Source organism: Micromonospora noduli, from assembly GCF_003264365.1.
Classification (GTDB): Bacteria; Actinomycetota; Actinomycetes; order Mycobacteriales; family Micromonosporaceae; genus Micromonospora; species Micromonospora noduli.
This window is the reverse complement of record NZ_PYAK01000020.1, coordinates 1-19,362: the sequence shown is the minus strand read 5'-3', so window position 1 is coordinate 19,362 and position 19,362 is coordinate 1. Positions and strand designations below refer to the sequence as shown.

Genomic DNA, 19,362 nt, shown 5'->3' with positions numbered 1-19,362 from the left:
CATGGCAGTGCACCCGGAGGTGGCGGCCTACCGGGCGGCCCGTGCCGCGGCCGGCACCCCGCCGCTGTACGCACAGACCCTGTCCGAGGCGCGCGCCGCGGACCTGGCCGCGATCCGTGCCGGCAGCGGCGCGGTCGAGCCGGTGACCGAGGTACGCGACGAGCGGATCCCCGGTCCCGCCGGGGAGCTGCCGCTGCGGGTGTACCGGCCGACCGGATCGGGTCCGCTGCCCACACTGCTGTACTTCTTCGGCGGCGGCTGGACGCTCGGCAGCATCGACACCGCCGACGGCATCTGCCGGCGCCTGGCCAACGCCGTGCCCTGTCAGGTGATCACCGTCGGCTACCGCCTCGCCCCGGAGCACCCCTTCCCGGCGGCGGTGCACGACTGCCACGCCGCCACCTCGTGGATCGCCCGGCACGCCGACGAGCTGGGTGTCGACCCGACCCGGCTGGCGGTGGGTGGGGACAGCGCCGGCGGGAACCTGGCCGCCGCGGTCACAGTGCTCAGCCGTACGGACGGTCCGCCGCTCGCCGCGCAGCTGCTGGTCTACCCGAACACCGACCAGAGCGGCGAACCGGCCGGGGACGACGACCCGGCGCTGTTCAACCGCCGTTCGGTCGCCTGGTACCGGACGCACTACCTGGCCGACCCGGCGCAGGCGACGGATCCGCTGGCCTCGCCGCTGCTCGCCGACGACCTGTCCGGGTTGCCGCCGGCGTTGGTGATCACCGCCGAACTGGATCCGCTGTGCGCCGAGGGGCAGCGGTACGCCGAGCGGCTGCGCGACGCTGGTGTTTCCACCCGGTTCGAGCACTACCCGGGCATGATCCATGGGTTCTTCGCCATGCCCGGCACCTTCACCGACGGTCGGCGTGCGCAGGAGAGCGCGGCGGCCTTCCTCCGCGAGCGCTTCGGGCTGCCGGCCGGGCCGGGCGGAGCGGACGAGCTGGCCGAGCCGGATGCCGCGACGGGCTCGGGGTCGGGCGATGGGTGAGCGGGTGTTGGCCGACCTGCCGGCCGTGTCGCTCGCCGACTACGCCGAGCGGGCCCGGGCCGTGCTGCCGCCGGACGTGTGGGACTACCTGGCCGGCGGCAGCGCGTCGGAGGTGACCCTCGCCGCGAACCGTCGCGCGCTGGACCGGGTCGCGGTGCTGCCCCGGGTGCTGCGCGGGGTGGACACCGTCGACCTCGGCACCCACCTGCTCGGCCGTCGGTACGCCATGCCGGTCGGGGTGGCGCCGATGGCGTACCAGCGGCTGGTGCACCCGGACGGAGAGCTGGGTCTGGCGGCGGCAGCCGGCGCGGCCGGAATCCCGTACCTGGCCAGCACGCTGGGCAGCACCCCCATCGAACAGGTCACCGGGGCGGGTGCGGACGTCTGGTTCCAGCTCTACTGGCTGCGTGACCGGGCGCTCGTCCGCGACCTGCTGGACCGGGTCGTCGCGGCCGGGTGCCGGGCGCTGGTGGTCACCGTGGACGTCCCGGTGCTCGGCCGACGTCCCCGGGACCTGCGCAACGCGTTCCGGCTGCCGGCCGAGGTGGTCGCCGCGAACCTCCCCCACGGTCGCGACGCGTTGGCGCACTCCGGTGCCCCCGGGGTGTCCGCGATCGCCGCGCACACCGCCGCGTCGTTCGCGCCGGCGCTGCGCTGGGCGGACCTGGCGTGGCTGCGCGAGCAGGTCGACCTGCCGCTGGTGGTCAAGGGGCTGCTGGATCCGCGCGACGCGACCGAGGCGGTACGGGTCGGCGCGGACGCGGTGGTCGTCTCCAACCACGGCGGGCGGCAACTGGACGGCTCACCGGCGAGCGTCACCGTGCTGCCGGAGGTCGTCGACGCGGTCGGGGGCGACTGCCAGGTGCTGCTGGACAGCGGCATCCGGTGCGGCACCGACGTGCTGCGGGCGCTGGCGTTGGGTGCGGCCGGGGTGCTGGTCGGCCGGCCGCTGCTCTGGGCCCTCGCAGCCGGTGGCGAACCAGCCGCCCGGGACGCGTTGGGGCTGCTCGTCGCCGAGCTGACCGACGCGCTCACCCTGGCCGGCTGCGCCGACGTGCTGTCGGCCGGCGAGCTGCGCACCCTCGGGGTGGGCTGAGGGGTGAGCGTCGCCGAACCGGTCGACCTGCTCGTCGCCGACCTGCACCCCGCGCTGGGCGATCCTGCGCTGACCTCGATGAACTTTCTCAACGAGGTGTCCGAGCGTTACCCGGCGGCGGTGTCCCTCGCGGCCGGCCGGCCGTACGAGGAGTTCTTCGACCTCGCGGCGGTGCACCGGCACCTGGACACCTTCCACCGGCACCTCGTCGACGACCTGGGGCACCGACCCGAGCAGGCCCGGCGGCTGCTGCTCCAGTACGGCCGGACCAAGGGCATCGTGCACCACCTGATCGCCCGCAACCTCCGGGTCGACGAGGGGATCACCGTCGACCCGGAGGACGTGGTGGTGACCGTCGGCTGCCAGGAGGCCATGTTCCTGGTGCTGCGGGCGTTGCGGGCCGGGCCGGCGGATGTGCTGCTCGCGGTCGCCCCGACCTACGTCGGGCTGACCGGGGCAGCCCGGCTGGTGGACCTGCCGGTGTGGCCGGTCGCCGGTGGGTCGGCCGGGGTCGACCTGGCCGACCTGGCCGCCCAGGTGCACCGGGCCCGAGCCGCAGGGCTGCGGCCACGCGCCTGCTACCTGATGCCGGACTTCGCCAACCCCTCCGGGGTCAGCATCGACACCGCCCACCGGCAACGGTTGCTGGACCTGGCGGCGCGGGAGGATCTGCTGCTGCTGGAGGACAACCCGTACGGTCTGTTCCACAGCGACGACGGGCCCCGCCCGCCCACCCTGAAGGCGTTGGACACCGGCCGGCGGGTCGTCTACCTCGGCTCGTTCGCCAAGACCGTGCTCCCCGGCGCGCGGGTCGGGTACGTCGTCGCCGACCAGCGGGTGGGCGGCCCCGGAGGCCGGGTCGGCCCGCTCGCCGACCAACTCGCCATGATCAAGAGCATGGTCACTGTGAACACGTCGCCCATCGCGCAGGCGGTGATCGGCGGCCGGCTGCTGGAGCACGGATGCAGCCTGGTGGCCGCGAACACCCGGGAGCGGTCCGCGTACACCCGGAATCTGCGCCACCTGGTGGCCGGCCTCGCCCGGCGCTTCCCGGCTCTGCCGGACCAGCTGGACCAGGCCGATCAGCCGGACCGGCCCGCGGTGCGTTGGACAGTGCCGGCCGGTGGGTTCTTCGTGGTGGTGACAGTGCCGTTCCCGGTCGACGACGCGTTGCTGGACCGCTCGGGGCGCGACTACGGGGTGCTGTGGACGCCGATGGCGCACTTCTACGACGACACCGCGCCGGTCCACGCGTTGCGGTTGTCGGTCAGCGCTGTCACACCGGAGCAGATCGACGTCGGGCTGGATCGCCTCGCGGCGCTGATTACCGACGAGGTGACGCGCCGGGCGGGTTGACACACCGCGTTCATGGGATGGCAATGCGCGACGACCCGCGTGCCGCCGTCCTGGTTGGACGGTCATAATAAGCCGCATGGTTGCCTGGGAGTACGCCCTGCTCGTCCGTCGCTATCAGGGACAGGGCCGCAATTTTCACGTCTCGTTCGTCTGGTACGCGCCGGACGGGTCACGCAAGGACATCACCGCCTACGGCGACACCGCCATCGCGCACCTCAACCGCGCCGGCCGGGAGGGGTGGGAGTTGGTCTCCGCCGCCGAGGACGTCAACAACGTCCAGGGCAGCACCGAGGTCCACCGCTACCACCTGAAGCGCCCGATGGCCTGAGGGCCACCTGCCTGCGACGGTCCCGCCGCCGGTGGCACTCACCTCAGCGAGCGATATACCTCTGGGTCACAACCATGACTCAGAGGTATATCGCTGGTTGGAGCAAGTGCCACGGGCGACGTTGCCGTCGCAGGCGCCGCCGCTCAGCTCAGGTCGATGCCGGGGTAGAGGGGGTACGTGGCCAGCAGATCGGTGGCCTGGCGGGCGATCTTGTCGGCCAGGCCGGCGTCCAGGTTGTACTTCGCCTTCGACGGGGTGCCGTCGGCGTTGGCGCCGGCGGTGGTCTGGGTCAGCACGGTGTGGATCAGCTCGGCGGTCTGGTCCATCTCGGCGGTGCCCAGGCCCCGGGTGGTCAGAGCCGGGGTGCCGATCCGGATGCCGGACGTGTACCAGGCGCCGTTCGGGTCCTGCGGGACCGAGTTGCGGTTGGTGACGATGCCCGAGTCCAGGAGGGCCTGCTCGGCCTGCCGGCCGGTGAGCCCGTAGCCGGACACGTCGATCAGCACCAGGTGGTTGTCGGTGCCGCCGGTGACCAGCGTCGCGCCCCGGCTCAGCAGCCCCTCGGCGAGCGCCTGCGCGTTGTCGACGATCCGCTGGGCGTAGTCGGCGAAGTCGGGCCGGCGGGCCTCGGCGAGCGCGACCGCCTTGGCTGCCATCACGTGCGGCAGCGGACCGCCGAGCACCATCGGGCAGCCCCGGTCCACCTGGTCGGCCAACTCCGGCTGGCAGAGCACCATGCCGCCGCGCGGGCCGCGCAACGACTTGTGCGTGGTGGTCGTGACGATGTGCGCGTGCGGCACCGGGTCGAAGTCGCCGGTGAACACCTTGCCGGCCACCAGGCCCGCGAAGTGCGCCATGTCGACCATGAAGGTGGCGCCGACCGAGTCGGCGATCTCGCGCAGGATCCGGAAGTTCACCTTCCGGGGGTACGCCGAGTAGCCGCCCACCAGGATCAGCGGCTTGAACTCGCGGGCGGCCTCTGCCACCCGGTCGTAGTCGATCAGGCCGGTCGCCGGGTCGGTGCCGTAGCTGCGCTGGTCGAACATCTTGCCGGAGATGTTCGGCCGGAAACCGTGGGTGAGGTGGCCGCCGGCGTCCAGCGACATGCCGAGCATCCGCTGGTTGCCCAGCTCGCGGCGCAGCGCGAACCAGTCGGCCTCGGTGAGGTCGTTGACCTGGCGGACCTGGGCCTTCTTCAGGGCGGGGGACTCCACCCGGTCGGCCAGCACCGCCCAGAAGGCGACCAGGTTGGCGTCGATGCCCGAGTGCGGCTGCACGTACGCGTGCGCGGCGCCGAACAGCTCCCGGGCGTGCTCGGCGGCGAGCGCCTCGACGGTGTCGACGTTCTGGCAGCCGGCGTAGAAGCGGCGCCCGACGGTGCCCTCGGCGTACTTGTCGCTGAACCAGTTGCCCATGGCCAGCAGGGTCGCCGGGGAGGCGTAGTTCTCGCTGGCGATCAGCTTGAGCGACTCCCGCTGGTCGGTCAGTTCGGCGCCGATGGCGTCGGCGACCCGCGGCTCGACAGCCCGGATCACCTCAAGGGCACTCCGGAATGCGGTGGATTCGGCGTTGCGGGACATGCGACCTCCAACAGACGTGCGGGAAGGCCCAGGCGCTCGGCAAACGTCCACGTGACGAGGCCGCTCCCCGATGGTTCTCCATCCCCACGCGCCAGTAACGGCCCGAGAGGATCCTACCGGGCCGGAACCGGCCGTTCGGGCCGCCCTCCGGGAGGCGACCCCGCCGACGTGATTGGGCGATGCGTCGCGGGGCACACGGTAGGTGACCACCGCACCGTCACGGGTGCGGCCAGGGTTCGCACAGAAGGAGTCGAGAACATGACCACACCCACCTCCGACCGGCCGCTCGCCCTGGTGACCGGAGCCTCCAGCGGGATCGGGTACGAGCTGGCGGCGCAGTTCGTCGAGCACGGCTTCGACCTGGTCATCGCGGCCGAGGACGACGGCATCGAGACGGCCGCGCAGAAACTGCGCCGCGACGGCGGCCCGCAGATCTGGTCGGTCCGCGTCGACCTGGCCCGCGAGCAGGGCGTGACGGAACTGGTGGCCGCCGTCACCGCGACCGGACGGCCGCTGGACGCGCTGGCGCTCAACGCCGGTCGGGGCGCCGGTGGCGCCTTCGTCGGCGGCACCGACCTCGCTGACGAGTTGGAGATCGTCGACCTCAACGTGCGCTCGACGGTGCACCTGGCGAAGCGGCTGCTGCCCGGGATGGTCGAGCGGGGCACGGGCCGGGTCCTCTTCACCTCGTCGATCGCCTCCACCATGCCGGGGCCGTTCCAGGCGGTCTACAACGCGTCGAAGTCGTTCGTGCAGTCCTTCGCCGAGGCGCTGCGCAACGAGCTGAAGGACACCGGCGTCACTGTGACCTCGCTGATGCCCGGGCCGACCGACACGGAGTTCTTCGACCGGGCCGACATGGAGGACACCCGGGTGGGCTCGGGAAAGAAGGACGACCCGGCGAAGGTCGCCGAGCAGGGCTTCGAGGCGATGATGAGGGGTGATCAGACGATCACCGCCGGCTCGCTGATGAACAAGGTGCAGACCGCCGCCGGCAAGATCATTCCGGACAAGCTCAAGTCCGAGCAGCACCGCCGGATGGCCGAGCCGGGATCCGGCAGCTGACCCGCGGTGCACGACGAAGGGCCCGGCGTGATGCCGGGCCCTTCGGTGTGAGCGGGTGCCTCAGGCCGTCACCGCATCGAGCGCCTTCTTGATCGCCTTCGGCGCGGTGGGGGTACGCGGCGCGTCCGCGCGCAGCGCGATCATCTTCTCGCCGATCTCCTGGAGCTGCTTGCGGCCCAGCGCGTCGCGGACCTTGGGGAACCACTCCTGCTCTTCCTCCTCGACGTGGTGGGTGACGTTCTCGATCAGCACCGTCGTCTTGGCGTTGAACCGCTCGTCGTCGGCGTTCATGCTGGCCAGCTCGGCGCAGAGCACATCGGCGACGTGGTGCTCCTCGTACGACTCGAGGATGTCGTCCTCCAGGTCGGGCAGCAGCCGGCGGACCTCCGGATACATCACCTCGTTCTCCAGGTAGGTGTGCACGGTCAGTGCCTCCAGGATCTGGTCCACCAGCTTCTGCCGCTGGCTCGCCGGCCCCTCCTCGGCGTCCTGGAAGGCCTTGAACAGGCGACGCATTTCCTTGTGGTCCTCTTTGAGCAGGACGATGGCATCGGTCGACACCGCTATGACCTCCCTGAAAAGTGTCGGCTGGTGGGGTTCCGGTACCCCGACGCCGAATGCGGAAACAGGTGAAACCGCCTCAGACCATCGCCAGGGTGCGGGGGATCTCGTCGAGCAACTCCCGAGCCAGAAAGCCGATCCGGCCGTAGCGGGGGATCAGCCGCTGGCCGCTCACCGAGTGCGCGAACGAGCCCCAGCAGGCCGCCTGCGCAGGGTCGGCACCCCGCGACAGCAGGCCCGCCAGCAACCCGGCGAGCACGTCCCCGCTGCCGGAGGTGCCCAGCCCGGCGTCGCCGCTCTCCTCCCGCCAACCCCGACCGTCCGGGGCGGCCACGTGCCCGTACAGCGACACGACCGCCTCGTACCGCGCGGCCAACTCGGCCGCCTCGGCGTCCAGGTCGTCGCCCGGGTCCCGTCCGAGCAGGTGCCCGGCCTCGGTGACGTTGGGGGTGAGCACCACGGGCCGACCCGAGCCGACCAGCAGGTCCGGTGCGTGGCTGAGCGCACCGAGGGCGTACGCGTCGAGCACCAGTGACGTGTCCGGACGGGCGGCCTCCAGGACCAGGCTCAGCAGGCGGTTGGTCTCGTCGATCGCCTTCAGGCCGGGGCCGACCGCCACCACGTCGGCCTGCGTGACCAGGTCGCCGAGCTGGCCGTCCCGGTCGGCGGCCACTGCGCCGTCGGGGGTCTCCGGCAACCCGATCACCAGCGCCTCGGGCACCTGGATGCTCAGCGCGGCGGCGGTGGACTCGGCGGCGGCCAGTTGGAGCACCCCGGCACCGGCGCGCAACGCGGCCACCCCGGCGAGCAGCACCGCGCCCGGCGTGAAGCGGGAACCGCCGACCACCAGCACGGTGCCCCGGCTCTCCTTTCCACCGACCGGCACCGGCAGCGCCCAGTCCCGCAGCAACGCCGGGGTGATCACCCTCACCTCAGACCGGCTCGGCATGGATCTCGTCCTCCCTGGTCGGCTGGGCGCCCTGCTGACGCAGGTGCGCGACATCGTTGAAGGCGGTGAGGGCCAGGCGGTCCTCGTCGTCGGCCGACCACTCGGTGATCGAACAGTTGGCGATCACGTCCTGCCGGGTGAGCGCCATCAGCTCGTCCTCGGTCAATCCCTCCACCAGATAGCGAAGCAGGAAGACCAGCGCGTCGTGGCCGAAGAGCAGCACCCGGCACCCCTCGTGGTCGCGGCGCAGGTCGCCCAGCAGGGTCCGCAGCCGCAACGCCACGTCCGTCCAGGACTCCCCGCCCGGCGGCCGGTAGTAGAACTTGCCCAACCGCTCCCGGCGGTCGGCCTCGTCCGGGTACCGCCGGCGCACCCCGTGCCCGGTCAGCCCGTCGAGGATGCCCAGCTCCCGGTCGCGCAGCCGCTCGTCGCGGTGGACGGGAATGTCGGTGCCGGCCAGCGCAAGCCGCGAGGTCTGCACCGCGCGCAGGTACGGCGAGACCACCGCCACGTCCGGGCGCTTCGCGTCCGGCAGCTCGGCCAGCCAACGGCCGGTCGCCCGAGCCTGCTCCTCGCCCGTCGCGGAGAGCGGCACGTCGGCGTCGCGGTGGGTGAGGTCGATCAGCTCTGCGCCCGACGCCTCGGCGTGCGTCGCCGCGACGTTCGCGGTGCTCTCGCCGTGTCGGACGATCCAGAGGGTTGCCAGTTCCGCCATGCGGCCCCCCTACCCGGGCACCGCCGACGGTAACCGTGTCCGGTGATCCGCCCTGCCGATGTCCGCTCGGTTGGCGTCCGACGTGGGCGCACGTCGTACCCTCGGTGGCGTGGCCACGGCGGCGGAGGAGATCCAGGTGGGGGAGCGGCTGGTCCGCGTCTCCAGCCCCGACAAGCCGTACTTTCCCGAGCGTGGGCTGACCAAGCTGGACGTGGTCCGCTACTTCCTGGCTGTGGGTGACGGCATCCTGCGCGCGCTGCGGGATCGGCCGACCATGCTGGAACGCTGGCCGCGCGGTGTCTTCGAGGGCGCGACGATCGCCACCCGGCAGACCAACCGGGGCGACGCGTTCTACCAGAAGCGGTTGCCGGCCGGCGCGCCCGAGTGGGTGCGGACCGCGCACATCACCTTCCCCAGTGGCCGTACCGCCGACGAGGTCGCGCCCAGTGAGTTGGCCGTGGTCATCTGGGCTGCCAACCTGGGTACCCTGCGGTTCCACCCGTGGCCGGTCACCGCCGCCGACGTGGAACGCCCCGACCAGCTGCGCATCGACCTGGACCCGATGCCCGGCGTCGGCTTCGAGCAGGTGGTGCCGGTGGCGCACGAGGTGCGGGCGTTCCTCGCCGAGCTGGGCATGACCGGCTACCCGAAGACCACCGGCGGCCGGGGGCTGCACGTCTACCTGTCGATCGAGCCGCGGTGGAGCTTCGGTGACTGCCGTCGGGCGGTGCTCGCGCTGGGTCGGGAGATGCAGCGCCGGCTGCCGGACCTGGTCACCACCACCTGGTGGCGCGAGCAACGGGACCGGCCGGTCTTCGTCGACTACAACCAGATGGCCCGCGACCACACAGTGACCTCGGCGTACTCGATCCGGCCGACGCCGGCCGCGCTGGTCTCCGCGCCGCTGGACTGGTCGGAGCTGGACCAGGTCCGTCCGGAGGACTTCGACGTGCTCAGCATGCCGGCCCGGTTCGCCGAGCGCGGCGACCCGCACGCCGGCCTGGACGGTGACCGGCACTCGCTGGAACCACTGCTGGAGCTGGCCGACCGCGACGGGCTGGAGGCCCCGCCGGAGCGCTGAGCCCGGCGGTCACGCCCAGGGGCTGCCAAGCCCGTCGAACTCCTCGAAGACCAGCCAGGTGCGGGTGGACAACACCCCGGGAATGCTCTGCACCCGGCCCAGCACCACGTCGCGCAGCGCGGCGTTGTCCGGGGCGCGCACCAGCGCGAGCACGTCGTGGTCACCGCCGAGCAGCGCGGCGTGCTCGATGTAGCGCACCCGGGCCAGCTCGGCCGACACCTCCCGCCAGGTGTTCTGCTCGATGGTCAGGGCGATGTACGCCGACGTGCCCAGCCCGGCCGCCTCGGGCGCCACCTGGGCCCGGAACCCGGTGATGACCCCGTCGCGCAGCAGCCGCTCCACCCGCGCGTACGCGTTGGTGCGGGAGATGTGGATCCGTTCGGCGAGGGTGCGCACCGACGTCCGACCGTCGCGGACCAGCTCGTCGAGGATCCGCCGGTCGACCTCGTCCAGGGCTCGGGCCGATCGTCCCGTTCCCGCGCCCCGGCTCGCTTCGTCGGCGGTCTCCTGGCTCACTGATGGGTCCTCCGCATGCCAACCGTCCCGCCTTCTGTGTCGATCTTGAGTCAATCATCCACAAGCGGAAGCATAGGCTCACCACACGTCCCAGGAGGTTCCGCCGTGACGACCACTCCCCAGGCGGTCCGCAGGGCATCCCCGCGCACCCGTCGAACGGTCACCCCGCCCGACCCGGCGCGCTCGTTGCTGCCAGACGCCGAGCCGGTCCGCCTGCTCGCCGAGAACGGCACGCCGCTGCCCGCCCGCTCCGACTACCCCGAACCACCCGCCGAGGTGCTGCGCGAGCTGTACCGCCGGATGGTGCTCGGCCGCCGCTTCGACACCCAGGCGACCGCCCTGACAAAGCAGGGCCGGCTCGCCGTCTACCCGTCCTCGCGGGGCCAGGAGGCGTGCCAGGTCGGCGCGGTCCTCGCGGTCCGCGACACCGACTGGGTCTTCCCCACGTACCGCGAATCGATGGCGCTGGTTGCCCGAGGCATCGACCCGGTCGAGGTGCTCACCCTGCTGCGCGGCGACTGGCACTGCGGCTACGACCCGACCGAGGTACACACCGCCCCGCAGTGCACGCCCCTCGCCACCCAGTGCGTGCACGCCGCCGGGCTGGCGCACGGCGAGGCGTACCAGGGTCGCGACACCGTGGCGCTGGCCTTCATCGGCGACGGCGCCACCAGCGAGGGCGACTTCCACGAGGGGATCAACTTCGCCGCCGTGTTCAAGGCGCCGGTGGTCTACTTCGTGCAGAACAACAAGTACGCCATCAGCGTCCCGCTGTCGCGGCAGACCGCCGCGCCGTCGCTGGCCTACAAGGGCGTCGGCTACGGCGTACCCAGCGAGCAGGTCGACGGCAACGACCCGGTCGCGGTGCTCGCCGTGCTCACCCGCGCGGTCGCCCACGCCCGGGCCGGCAAGGGGCCCTTCCTGGTCGAGGCGCACACCTACCGGATGGAGCCGCACACCAACGCCGACGACGCCACTCGCTACCGCGACGGCGCCGAGGTCGACGCCTGGCGCGACCGGGACCCGGTCGCCCGGCTGGAGACCTACCTGCGCGCCCGCGGCGTGCTCGACGACGCGGCGATCGCCGAGATCGCCGAGCAGGCCGAGGCGTACGCGGCGGAGCTGCGGACCCGGATGAATGAGCAGCCCACTGTCGACCCGCTGAGCCTCTTCGACCACGTCTACGCCGAGCCCACCCCGCAACTGATCGAACAGCGTGAGCAGGTCCGCGCCGAGCTGGCCGCCGCCCACGCCGAGGAGGGTGACGCCTGATGGCCACCACCATGGCGAAGGCGCTCAACACCGCGCTCGCCGACGCGCTCGCCGCCGACGACCGGGTCGTCGTCTTCGGTGAGGACGTCGGCGCGCTCGGCGGCGTCTTCCGGATCACCGACGGCCTCCAGGCCCGCTTCGGCGAGAACCGCTGCTTCGACACCCCCCTCGCCGAAGCCGGCATCGTCGGCTTCGCCGTCGGCATGGCCATGTCCGGCCTGCGCCCGGTGGTCGAGATGCAGTTCGACGCGTTCGCGTACCCGGCGTTCGAGCAGATCGCCTCGCACGTGGCGAAGCTGCGCAACCGCACCCGGGGCGCGCTGAGCGTGCCGATCGTCATCCGCGTGCCGTACGCGGGTGGGATCGGCGGGGTCGAGCACCACTGCGACTCGTCCGAGGCGTACTACGCGCACACCCCCGGGCTGAAGGTGGTCACCCCGGCGACCGTCGACGACGCGTACTCGCTGCTGCGCGAGGCGATCGAGGACCCCGACCCGGTGGTCTTCATGGAGCCCAAGAAGCTCTACTTCGCCAGCGCCGAGGCGTCTCTGCCGACCCGCAACGAGCCGTTCGGCCGGGCCGTCGTGCGCCGGCCCGGACGCGACGCCACCCTTGTGGCGTACGGGCCGGCGGTGCCGGTCGCGTTGGAGGCCGCCGAGGCAGCCCGGGAGGAGGGGTGGGACCTCGAGGTCGTCGACGTGCGCACCATCGTGCCGTTCGACGACGAGACCATCACCGCCTCGGTCCGGCGTACCGGCCGGTGCGTGGTGATCCAGGAGGCGCCCGGCTTCGCGGGCGTCGGCGCGGAGATCGCCGCCCGGGTGCAGGAGCGTTGCTTCCACGCGCTGCACGCCCCGGTGCTGCGGGTCGCCGGACTGGACATCCCGTACCCGGCGCCGATGCTGGAGCACACCCACCTGCCCGGCGTGGACCGGGTGCTCGACGCGGTGGCCCGCCTCCAGTGGGACGACCAGCCGGACGCGCGTTGGGCGGCGGCATGACCACCGTCGAACGGACGCAGGTCTTCCTCCTGCCCGACCTGGGCGAGGGGCTGAGCGAGGCCGAGATCGTCGAGTGGCGGGTCGCCGTGGGTGACGTGGTCACCGTCGACCAGAGCGTGGTCGAGGTGGAAACCGCCAAGGCCGTCGTCGACGTGCCCTGCCCGTACGCCGGGCGGGTGGTCACCCTGCACGGCGCGGCCGGTGAGGTACGCCCGGTCGGCCAGCCGCTGATCACCATCGCGCCGCTGGACGGGGGCGACGAGCCCGCCGGGCACGCCACCTACCGCGAGGAGGAACGCGCCGGCTCCGGCAACGTGCTGATCGGGTACGGCACCGGCCACGGCACCGCCACCCGCCGTCGGCGTCGGCCCCGCCTGGCGGTGGCCCCCGATCCGTCCGACACCGGCCCGAACGGCCCGACCGGCGCGGCTGCCGGTGTCGCCTCCGGCGACCCGGCACCGCCTACCGCCGCCCTGGTCATCTCGCCGATCGTGCGGCGGCTGGCCCGCGAGCACGGCGTCGACCTCGACACGGTGCGGGGCACCGGACCGGGGGGTGTGATCCGACGTGCCGACGTGGAGGCAGCGCTGACCGCGCCCGCCGCCCGGCTCGCCGCCGTGCCGGACCCGCAGGTCGGGTCGTCCCCGCTCGGTGACGGTGACGGTGACGTCATCGTCCCGCTGACCGGCGTCCGCAAGGTGATCGCCGACAAGCTCTCCCGCAGCCGGCGGGAGATCCCGGAGGTGACCATCTGGGTCGACGTGGACGCCACCGGGCTGCTGGAGACCCGCGCCGCGATCAACGCCGCGACGCCCGACGCGCCGGTGAGCATCCTGGCCCTGCTGGCCCGGATCTGCCTCAGCGGGCTGCGCCGGTTCCCGCAGCTCAACGCCCGGGTCGACACCGAGGCGCAGCGCATCGTCCAGTCGGCCGGGGTGCACCTCGGCATCGCCGCGCAGACCGACCGGGGGCTCCTGGTGCCGGTGCTGCGCGACGCCCAGCGGCTCACCACCGCCGAGCTGGCGGCCGAACTGGCGGCGACCACCGCCGCCGCGCGGGCCGGCAGCCTGCCCCCGGCCCGGCTGACCGGTGGCACCTTCACGCTGAACAACTACGGGGTGTTCGGTGTCGACGGCTCCACGCCGATCATCAACCACCCCGAGGCGGCCCTGCTCGGGGTCGGGCGGATCGTGGACAAGCCGTGGGTGGTCGACGGGCAGCTCGCCGTCCGCAAGGTGACCCAGCTCAGCCTCACCTTCGACCACCGGGTCTGCGACGGCGGGGTGGCCGGCGGCTTCCTGCGGCACGTCGCCGACTGCGTGGAGCGACCGGCGCTGCTGATCGCCGCCGTCTGACGCGTACCCCCTCGGCCCCGGCGCCGCCCGTGCGGCGCCGGGGCCGGCGCACGTCTAAGGACTCCCCGGCGGTGTCATCGGGCCGGGGTTTCCCGGCGGCCTCACCGGGAAGTCGGCCCCGCCGGAGCGCACCGAACGCGTCGAAGGGAGCCCGCCCGTGGCCGTGGCGAACGAGCTGCTACTGAACTCGGTCCGGGTACGACGGCCCGCCTCGGCCGGCGCGCCGCTGTACTGCGACGCGCTGGAGTACGGGCTGACCGGTGACGGCGCGACCAACGACCAGCCGGCGCTGGCCGCCCTGGTGGACCGCCTCGGCGCCGGGTACGCCTCCGACGGACGGGCCCGGGTCATCTACTGCCCGCCGGGCATCTACTCGATCCGGGACGCGGGCACGGTGTGGCGCAGCGGCGTCTCGCTGATCGGGGCCGGCCCGGCGGCGACCCGGTTCATGCTCAGCAACGAGGGCAACCGGGCCGACCCCACCCCGTTGGCGTTCTGGACCACAGTGCAGCACGGTGCCGACCGGGACCGGCACATCGCCGACTGCACCTTCTCCGACTTCCAGATCGACGGCTCCGGCGTCGCCATGGCCGAGTACAACTACCTGGCCAAGGGCCTCGGCCTCCAGTACGTGGTGCGGGGAGTCTTCCGCAACCTCTACATCCACCACACCGCCGCCACCGGGCTGGGCTGCGACTTCCTCCAGGACTCCCTGATCGACGGCGTGGTGGTGGTCGGCTGTGGCCGACTGGACAACGGTGAGCAGATGGGCGGCGCCGGCATCGGGATCGGCATCGGTGGCTGGGGAGCGGTGGAGCGGCTGACCATCGCCAACTGCACCGCCCTGGCCAACGGCACCAACGGGATCTTCCTGGAGCTGCAGAAGGACTACTGGGAACCGCCCCGTGGTTACCGCATCGTCGGCTGCCACAGTCAGGGCAACCGGTTCGGCATCTCCGACTGGGGCGCCGACGGTCTGATCGTCTCGGCCTGCACGATGACCGGCAACCTGGAGGCCGGCTTCGACGTGTCGTCGCAGGGCACCTCGTCAGTGGCCGGCCGGGGTGGGCTGCTCACCGACTGCGTCATCGACGGCAACTTGCGCGACGGGGTCAGCATCGGCAACAGCCCCGGCCCGTACACCGTCCGGGGCAACCGGATCAGCGGCAACGGCCGGCACGGCTACCACTCGCACGACCTCGGGCGCGGCTACCGGGGCTCGATCCGGGACGTGGTGATCGAGAGCAACGAGTTCTGGGGCAACGGCCTCGACGCGATCCGCATCGACCACCAGATGACCGACGCGGTGCTGCTCAACAACCGGATCCGCAACAACGGACGACAGTACGGCGAGGGCACCGGCGGTACCGGCGACGCCGTCCACTACAGCGAGCGGTGCCTGGTGGACCGGTCGGCCAACTGGCCGCACGACGGGCACCGGGGAAAGGTCCTACGGGTCGGGAAGGCCGTGGCCACGGTGGCCTCCAACACCGGCGACGAACTCACCCTCGCCCCGGTCCGCCCGGACGCGTTCAGCGCGTGGAGCGGGGACGTGCCACCGCCGGGATGCGGGTACGAACTGGCCGCCGCGCCGAAGCTGCGGGCCGGCATCACCATCGACGCGCCGTTCGACTCGGCCACCATCCGGGGAAATCGGGTCTGGGACAACCACGACAACCCGACCCAGACGCACGGACTGTGGATCACCGAGCGGGGCAGTTGCGTGGACTGCCGGGTCGAGGACAACGACCTGGCCGGCAACGCCGACGAGGGGATGCGACTGGACACCCCGCCGGTGGGCGGACGATGGCGGGACAATCACGTGGACAGCGACTGGAGCTGACCCGCCGCCGGCCGCCGTCTGGACGCCCGGGCGATGGTGCCGGCGAGATCTCGGAGCTCAACGACGTGTGGCGGCGGCCGGAGTGATCCGGCCGCCGCCACTGTCGTGGTTGAACTGATCAGCCGGCCAGACCGGCCACCGGGGTCGGGTCCAGCACCACCGTCGCCGAAGCGGACTGCGGGGGTACGCCCGGGTCCGTCGGGGCGTCGGTGTACTCCGCGACGAACACCGCGGTCAGGTTGTCCGCGCCGCTGTGCCCACCGTCCAGGAAGGTGGGAATGGTCCCGGAGCAACCCGTCGAGGTGGAGAGCGGATGCCCATGCTCATCGTGCCCGAGCACGTAGGTGACCTTCACCCGGGAGCAGTCCACCGGCAGATCGTCGGTGACCTTCACCTCGTACGCGACCGTTTGCCCGAACTGGAACGGCTGCCCGGCCTCCGGGGCGACGAACTCGACGACCGGCGCGGTCGGCCCGACCACCAGCGGCAGGGACGCCGAGGCGGACCGTCCGGTGCGGTCGGTGACCTTCAGCGTCGGCGTGTACGAGCCGTTCTCCGGGAACGTCCAGCTCGCGTTCGGAGCGGTGCTGTCCACCGAGCCGTCCGCGTTGAAGTCCCACGCGTAGCTGAGCTTGTCACCGTCCGGGTCGGTCGTGCCGGCGCTGGAGAACGCGACGGTCAGCGGGGCCTGCCCGACGGTCGGGGTGCCACTGATCTTCGGAATCGGCGTCCGGTTGCCCCGGACGAAGTCGATCCGGGACAGCTGCGCGTCCGGGTTCTCGGCGAAGTAACCGTCGCCGTACTCCAGCACGTAGAGCGCGCCGTCCGGGCCGAACTCCATGTCCATCGGGTTGTCCACCACCAGCGACGGCGCCACCGGACGGATGTCCGTCACGTCGCCGTCCTCGTCGAGGCGGAACTCCTTGATGTAGTCGCGGGACCACTCGTAGAACAGCGGCACCCCGTCGTAGTAGGCCGGCCAGCGGGTGCGCGACGTGCTGGTTCCGTCGTAGTCGTACGCCGGGCCACCCATCGGAGAGATGCCGCCGGTGCCCAGCTGCGGGAACTCGGCCGAGGGGGCGGCCGCGTACCAGACCTCCGGCTGCTCGACCGGCGGCAGCACGCGCTTGCCGGTGTTGTGCGGTGAGTCGTTGACCGGGCGCTTGCAGTTGAACTTGGCGCCGGACTCGCCGGTGGCGAAGTCGTAGTCGCGGTAGGCGATCGTCGGCGTCACGCAGTACGGCCAGCCGTAGTTCGCCGGCTTGTCGACGAGCATCCACCGGCCGTGACCGGCCGGGCCGCGCTCCGGGTCCGGGCTGGAGGCGTCCGGCGAGTAGTCGCCGACGTACACGTTGTCGGTACGCCTGTCGACGGCGAACCGGAACGCGTTGCGCAGCCCCATCGCGTAGATCTCCGGGCGGGTCTGCGCCGTGCCCTGCTTGAACAGGTTGCCGGCCGGCACCGTGTAACCACCACCGGCCTTCACCTTGATGCGCAGCAGCTTGCCGCGCAGGTCGTTGGTGTTGGCCGAGGTGCGCTGGGCGTCGTACGCCGGGTGGCGGTCGGCCCGCTCGTCGATCGGGATGTAGCCGTCGGAGGCGAACGGGTTGGTGTCGTCACCGGTCGACAGGTACAGGTTGCCCTTGCTGTCGAAGTCGATCTGGCCGCCGACGTGGCAGCAGATGCCCCGGTCGGTGGGCACGTCGATGATCTGCTGCTCGCTGGCGAGGTTGAGCTTCATCCCGTCCAGCTTGAACCGGGACAGCCGCAGCGCGCCCTTGAACCGCTGCCAGTCCGCCTCGGTGCCGGTCTCCGGCGCGTCCCCCTCGTTGACACCGGGGGTCGCCGGGTCGTCCACCGGAGTGTCCATCGGCGGCGAGTAGTAGAGGTACACCCACTTGTTCTGGGCGAAGTTCGGGTCGATGGCGACCCCCTGCAACCCCTCCTCGTCGTGCTCGTACACCGGGATGTCGGCGGCGAGGGTGTTCAGCCCGGTGCGCGGGTCGTGGATGCGGACCTCACCGGTGCGGGAGGTGTGCAGCACCCGCAGGTCGGGCAGGACGGCGAGGCTCATCGGCTCGCCCGGGAAGTCGTTCAGTGTCACTTTCTGGAAGCTGCTGTCCGGCGGCGCGGCCGGCGCTGCGGACACTGCCGACGGTGGTACGACCAGACCGGCCGTCACCAGCAGCAGGGCGGACGCGAATGCGGTCCTGTTCATCAGGTGAGTCCCCCGGGGTGGTTTCAGTACCGAAGTGAAGCGAGATAGTCGAAGCCGACGCGAGCGGTGTCCAGGGCGTCGGCGGGGGAGCGCGGCGCGGTGCCCGCATCGTCACGCTCCACGATGTACTCCTCGATGCCGGCCTCCCGCTCGTGGGCGAAGATGCGGCCGAAGTCGATGACGCCGTCGCCGAGGTCGGCGAAACCACCCTCGACGTCGAGGTCCTTGACGTGCACCTGGCGGATCCGACCGCGGTTGGCCCGGATCACGTCGACCGGGTCGTGGGCGCCCCGCCAGGTCCAGTAGAGGTCGAGCTCGAAGTGGACCAGCCGGGAATCGGTCTGCGAGCTGAGGATGTCGAACCCGGTCGAGCCGCCGGTCAGCGGCACGAACTCGAGCTGGTGGTTGTGGTAGCCGAAGTCGAGCCCCGCGCGTTCGGCGAGCCTGCCGGCACGGTTCAGGTCCCGAGCCAGGGCCCGGTAGACCGCGGGGTCCCGGATCGGCTGGCCGCTCGCGTCCCGACCGAAGTACGGGTGGACGATCTTCTTGCAGCCCACCACGTTGGCGTCGGCGAGAGCCTGCTCCCAGATGGCGGCGTCGAACGGCTGCGGGATGCCGACGTGCCCGGAGGTGGAACGCAGCCCGGCCTCGTCGAGCGCGGCCCGGAACTGCGCGGCGGTGCGTCCGACGAAACCGGCGTGCTCCACTCGCCGGTAGCCGATCCGACGCAGCGCGTCCAAGGTGCCGGGCAGGTCGGCGGCGAGCTGATCGCGCAGCGTGTAGAGCTGAATGCTGATCCGGTCCACTGGCACCCGGCGGCGGCCCTGGGCCTGCCCGGTGGATGCGGCGGGCGCGGCGACGGCGGTGCCGCCGAGCAGACCGGCGGCGCCGACAGCGGCCGCGGAGACGGTCGCGGCGCGCAGCACTCCACGCCGGCTGACCGGCTCGGACGCCGGCGTCGGCTCCGGTCGGTTGAGTTGTTGATCCATGGTGGTGGTCCCTTCCTGACGGCTGGTACGCCGTCGGCGGCGGTCGACCTGACTGCCGTCCGCCGGGCGCGCCGAACCGGCCGGAGGCGGGCTCCGGCTGGACGGTGAGGGACGGCGCGGGTGCGGCCCGGACCCATCGGGAGCGGAACGCGGCGACCCGGCAGAGGTGGCGGCAAGTTGATCGACGAATGGGCAACCCTCTATCTAGATCGAGACCTTACCCTTGCCCCCGGACGAAGGCAAAGCTTTGTCGCGTTCGCCGGAAGTTTCGCTTCAACTGACAAAAGTCCGCCCACGAGGTGCGCCACCCGGCCTGACCTTCTACTTCCCGTGCCCACCACGCCGCGCGGCCCGCCCGCCCCGCCCGCCCGCCCCGGCCCACCCCGCTTTCGACCGCGCCGGTGATCAAGGGGTTTCGGTCATCGGGGCGGTGTTTCCTG

General features: G+C 72.1%; 17 protein-coding genes and 1 riboswitch. Of the genes, 10 read left to right on the top strand and 7 right to left on the bottom strand.

Features of this window, described 5'->3' with window-relative positions; all coding sequences use genetic code 11:
* Position 1: 1 nt before the first annotated feature.
* The 4 genes from lipP1 to GUI43_RS16960 all read left to right on the top strand — a co-directional run bounded on the left by lipP1 (position 2) and on the right by GUI43_RS16960 (position 3,777).
* Positions 2-997 (top strand): LipP1 family hormone-sensitive lipase, encoded by a 996-nt coding sequence (gene lipP1, locus GUI43_RS16975; RefSeq protein WP_112587207.1) that lies wholly within the window; start codon positions 2-4, stop codon positions 995-997.
* The gene (locus GUI43_RS16970; RefSeq protein ID WP_112587886.1) at positions 990-2,093 is read left to right on the top strand and encodes an alpha-hydroxy acid oxidase; all 1,104 of its coding nucleotides are present in this window, start codon (positions 990-992) and stop codon (positions 2,091-2,093) included. The genes lipP1 and GUI43_RS16970 overlap by 8 nt, the downstream gene beginning before the upstream one ends.
* Positions 2,094-2,096: 3 nt before the next feature.
* Entirely contained in the window at positions 2,097-3,449 is a 1,353-nt protein-coding gene (locus GUI43_RS16965; protein WP_112587205.1) for an aminotransferase-like domain-containing protein, read from the top strand.
* 67 nt (positions 3,450-3,516) lie between these two features.
* A complete protein-coding gene (locus GUI43_RS16960) occupies positions 3,517-3,777 on the top strand; it encodes a hypothetical protein (protein ID WP_091397680.1) in 261 nt (86 codons plus the stop codon).
* Positions 3,778-3,920: 143 nt separating this feature from the next.
* Here GUI43_RS16960 and GUI43_RS16955 read toward each other — a convergent pair whose 3' ends face one another.
* Positions 3,921-5,357 carry a glycine hydroxymethyltransferase gene (locus GUI43_RS16955; protein ID WP_112587203.1) on the bottom strand — a complete coding sequence of 479 codons (1,437 nt, stop codon included), beginning with the start codon at positions 5,355-5,357 and terminating at the stop codon, positions 3,921-3,923.
* 19 nt (positions 5,358-5,376) lie between these two features.
* Positions 5,377-5,466, bottom strand: a riboswitch (ZMP/ZTP riboswitch).
* 149 nt (positions 5,467-5,615) lie between these two features.
* On the opposite strand from GUI43_RS16955, the gene GUI43_RS16950 reads away from it, so the two are divergent.
* The gene (locus GUI43_RS16950; RefSeq protein ID WP_112699236.1) at positions 5,616-6,422 is read left to right on the top strand and encodes an SDR family NAD(P)-dependent oxidoreductase; all 807 of its coding nucleotides are present in this window, start codon (positions 5,616-5,618) and stop codon (positions 6,420-6,422) included.
* A 60-nt stretch (positions 6,423-6,482) separates the two neighbouring features.
* On the opposite strand, the gene GUI43_RS16945 is transcribed toward GUI43_RS16950, so the two are convergent.
* The 3 genes from GUI43_RS16945 to GUI43_RS16935 form a co-directional block, all read right to left on the bottom strand.
* Positions 6,483-6,983: a hemerythrin domain-containing protein gene (locus tag GUI43_RS16945; protein ID WP_091397687.1), complete on the bottom strand. Its 501-nt coding sequence runs from the start codon at positions 6,981-6,983 to the stop codon at positions 6,483-6,485.
* A gap of 79 nt (positions 6,984-7,062) precedes the next feature.
* Positions 7,063-7,932 carry an NAD(P)H-hydrate dehydratase gene (locus GUI43_RS16940; RefSeq protein ID WP_112699235.1) on the bottom strand — a complete coding sequence of 290 codons (870 nt, stop codon included), beginning with the start codon at positions 7,930-7,932 and terminating at the stop codon, positions 7,063-7,065.
* Positions 7,916-8,647, bottom strand: coding sequence for a histidine phosphatase family protein (locus GUI43_RS16935; protein ID WP_112699234.1), 732 nt, complete (start codon positions 8,645-8,647; stop codon positions 7,916-7,918). Before GUI43_RS16935 ends, GUI43_RS16940 begins: the two co-directional genes overlap by 17 nt.
* 58 nt (positions 8,648-8,705) lie before the next feature.
* Here GUI43_RS16935 and GUI43_RS16930 point away from each other — a divergent pair, with 58 nt between their 5' ends.
* Positions 8,706-9,728: a DNA polymerase domain-containing protein gene (locus tag GUI43_RS16930; protein ID WP_211326713.1), complete on the top strand. Its 1,023-nt coding sequence runs from the start codon at positions 8,706-8,708 to the stop codon at positions 9,726-9,728.
* A gap of 9 nt (positions 9,729-9,737) precedes the next feature.
* Here the strand turns inward: GUI43_RS16930 and GUI43_RS16925 are convergent, their stop codons facing one another.
* Complete coding sequence (locus tag GUI43_RS16925) at positions 9,738-10,244, bottom strand: Lrp/AsnC family transcriptional regulator (protein ID WP_091397703.1); 507 nt, start codon at positions 10,242-10,244, stop codon at positions 9,738-9,740.
* A gap of 105 nt (positions 10,245-10,349) precedes the next feature.
* On the opposite strand from GUI43_RS16925, the gene pdhA reads away from it, so the two are divergent.
* From pdhA to GUI43_RS16905, 4 genes are all read left to right on the top strand, one after another.
* The gene (pdhA, locus tag GUI43_RS16920) at positions 10,350-11,516 is read left to right on the top strand and encodes a pyruvate dehydrogenase (acetyl-transferring) E1 component subunit alpha (RefSeq protein WP_428842218.1); all 1,167 of its coding nucleotides are present in this window, start codon (positions 10,350-10,352) and stop codon (positions 11,514-11,516) included.
* Positions 11,513-12,517, top strand: a complete 1,005-nt coding sequence (locus tag GUI43_RS16915; protein ID WP_181539337.1) for an alpha-ketoacid dehydrogenase subunit beta — start codon at positions 11,513-11,515, stop codon at positions 12,515-12,517. Before pdhA ends, GUI43_RS16915 begins: the two co-directional genes overlap by 4 nt.
* Positions 12,502-13,872 (top strand): dihydrolipoamide acetyltransferase family protein, encoded by a 1,371-nt coding sequence (locus tag GUI43_RS16910; RefSeq protein ID WP_112699233.1) that lies wholly within the window; start codon positions 12,502-12,504, stop codon positions 13,870-13,872. The genes GUI43_RS16915 and GUI43_RS16910 overlap by 16 nt, the downstream gene beginning before the upstream one ends.
* Positions 13,873-14,035: 163 nt before the next feature.
* The gene (locus GUI43_RS16905; protein ID WP_112699267.1) at positions 14,036-15,715 is read left to right on the top strand and encodes a right-handed parallel beta-helix repeat-containing protein; all 1,680 of its coding nucleotides are present in this window, start codon (positions 14,036-14,038) and stop codon (positions 15,713-15,715) included.
* 118 nt (positions 15,716-15,833) lie between these two features.
* Here the strand turns inward: GUI43_RS16905 and GUI43_RS16900 are convergent, their stop codons facing one another.
* Together GUI43_RS16900 and GUI43_RS16895 are read right to left on the bottom strand one after the other, a co-directional pair.
* Positions 15,834-17,933 (bottom strand): PQQ-dependent sugar dehydrogenase, encoded by a 2,100-nt coding sequence (locus tag GUI43_RS16900; RefSeq protein ID WP_112699232.1) that lies wholly within the window; start codon positions 17,931-17,933, stop codon positions 15,834-15,836.
* Positions 17,934-17,956: 23 nt separating this feature from the next.
* Complete coding sequence (locus GUI43_RS16895) at positions 17,957-18,922, bottom strand: sugar phosphate isomerase/epimerase family protein (RefSeq protein WP_112699231.1); 966 nt, start codon at positions 18,920-18,922, stop codon at positions 17,957-17,959.
* Positions 18,923-19,362: the final 440 nt, after the last annotated feature.

Bases quoted from the DNA above. Each gene is read 5' to 3' on its own strand.
- GUI43_RS16930 (WP_211326713.1), top strand. From the start codon at position 8,706: ATGTCCGCTCGGTTGGCGTCCGACGTGGGCGCACGTCGTACCCTCGGT.
- GUI43_RS16900 (WP_112699232.1), bottom strand. From the start codon at position 17,933: ATGAACAGGACCGCATTCGCGTCCGCCCTGCTGCTGGTGACGGCCGGT.
- GUI43_RS16935 (WP_112699234.1), bottom strand. From the start codon at position 8,647: ATGGCGGAACTGGCAACCCTCTGGATCGTCCGACACGGCGAGAGCACC.
- GUI43_RS16940 (WP_112699235.1), bottom strand. From the start codon at position 7,932: ATGCCGAGCCGGTCTGAGGTGAGGGTGATCACCCCGGCGTTGCTGCGG.
- lipP1 (WP_112587207.1), top strand. From the start codon at position 2: ATGGCAGTGCACCCGGAGGTGGCGGCCTACCGGGCGGCCCGTGCCGCG.
- GUI43_RS16970 (WP_112587886.1), top strand. From the start codon at position 990: ATGGGTGAGCGGGTGTTGGCCGACCTGCCGGCCGTGTCGCTCGCCGAC.
- GUI43_RS16895 (WP_112699231.1), bottom strand. From the start codon at position 18,922: ATGGATCAACAACTCAACCGACCGGAGCCGACGCCGGCGTCCGAGCCG.
- GUI43_RS16955 (WP_112587203.1), bottom strand. From the start codon at position 5,357: ATGTCCCGCAACGCCGAATCCACCGCATTCCGGAGTGCCCTTGAGGTG.
- GUI43_RS16950 (WP_112699236.1), top strand. From the start codon at position 5,616: ATGACCACACCCACCTCCGACCGGCCGCTCGCCCTGGTGACCGGAGCC.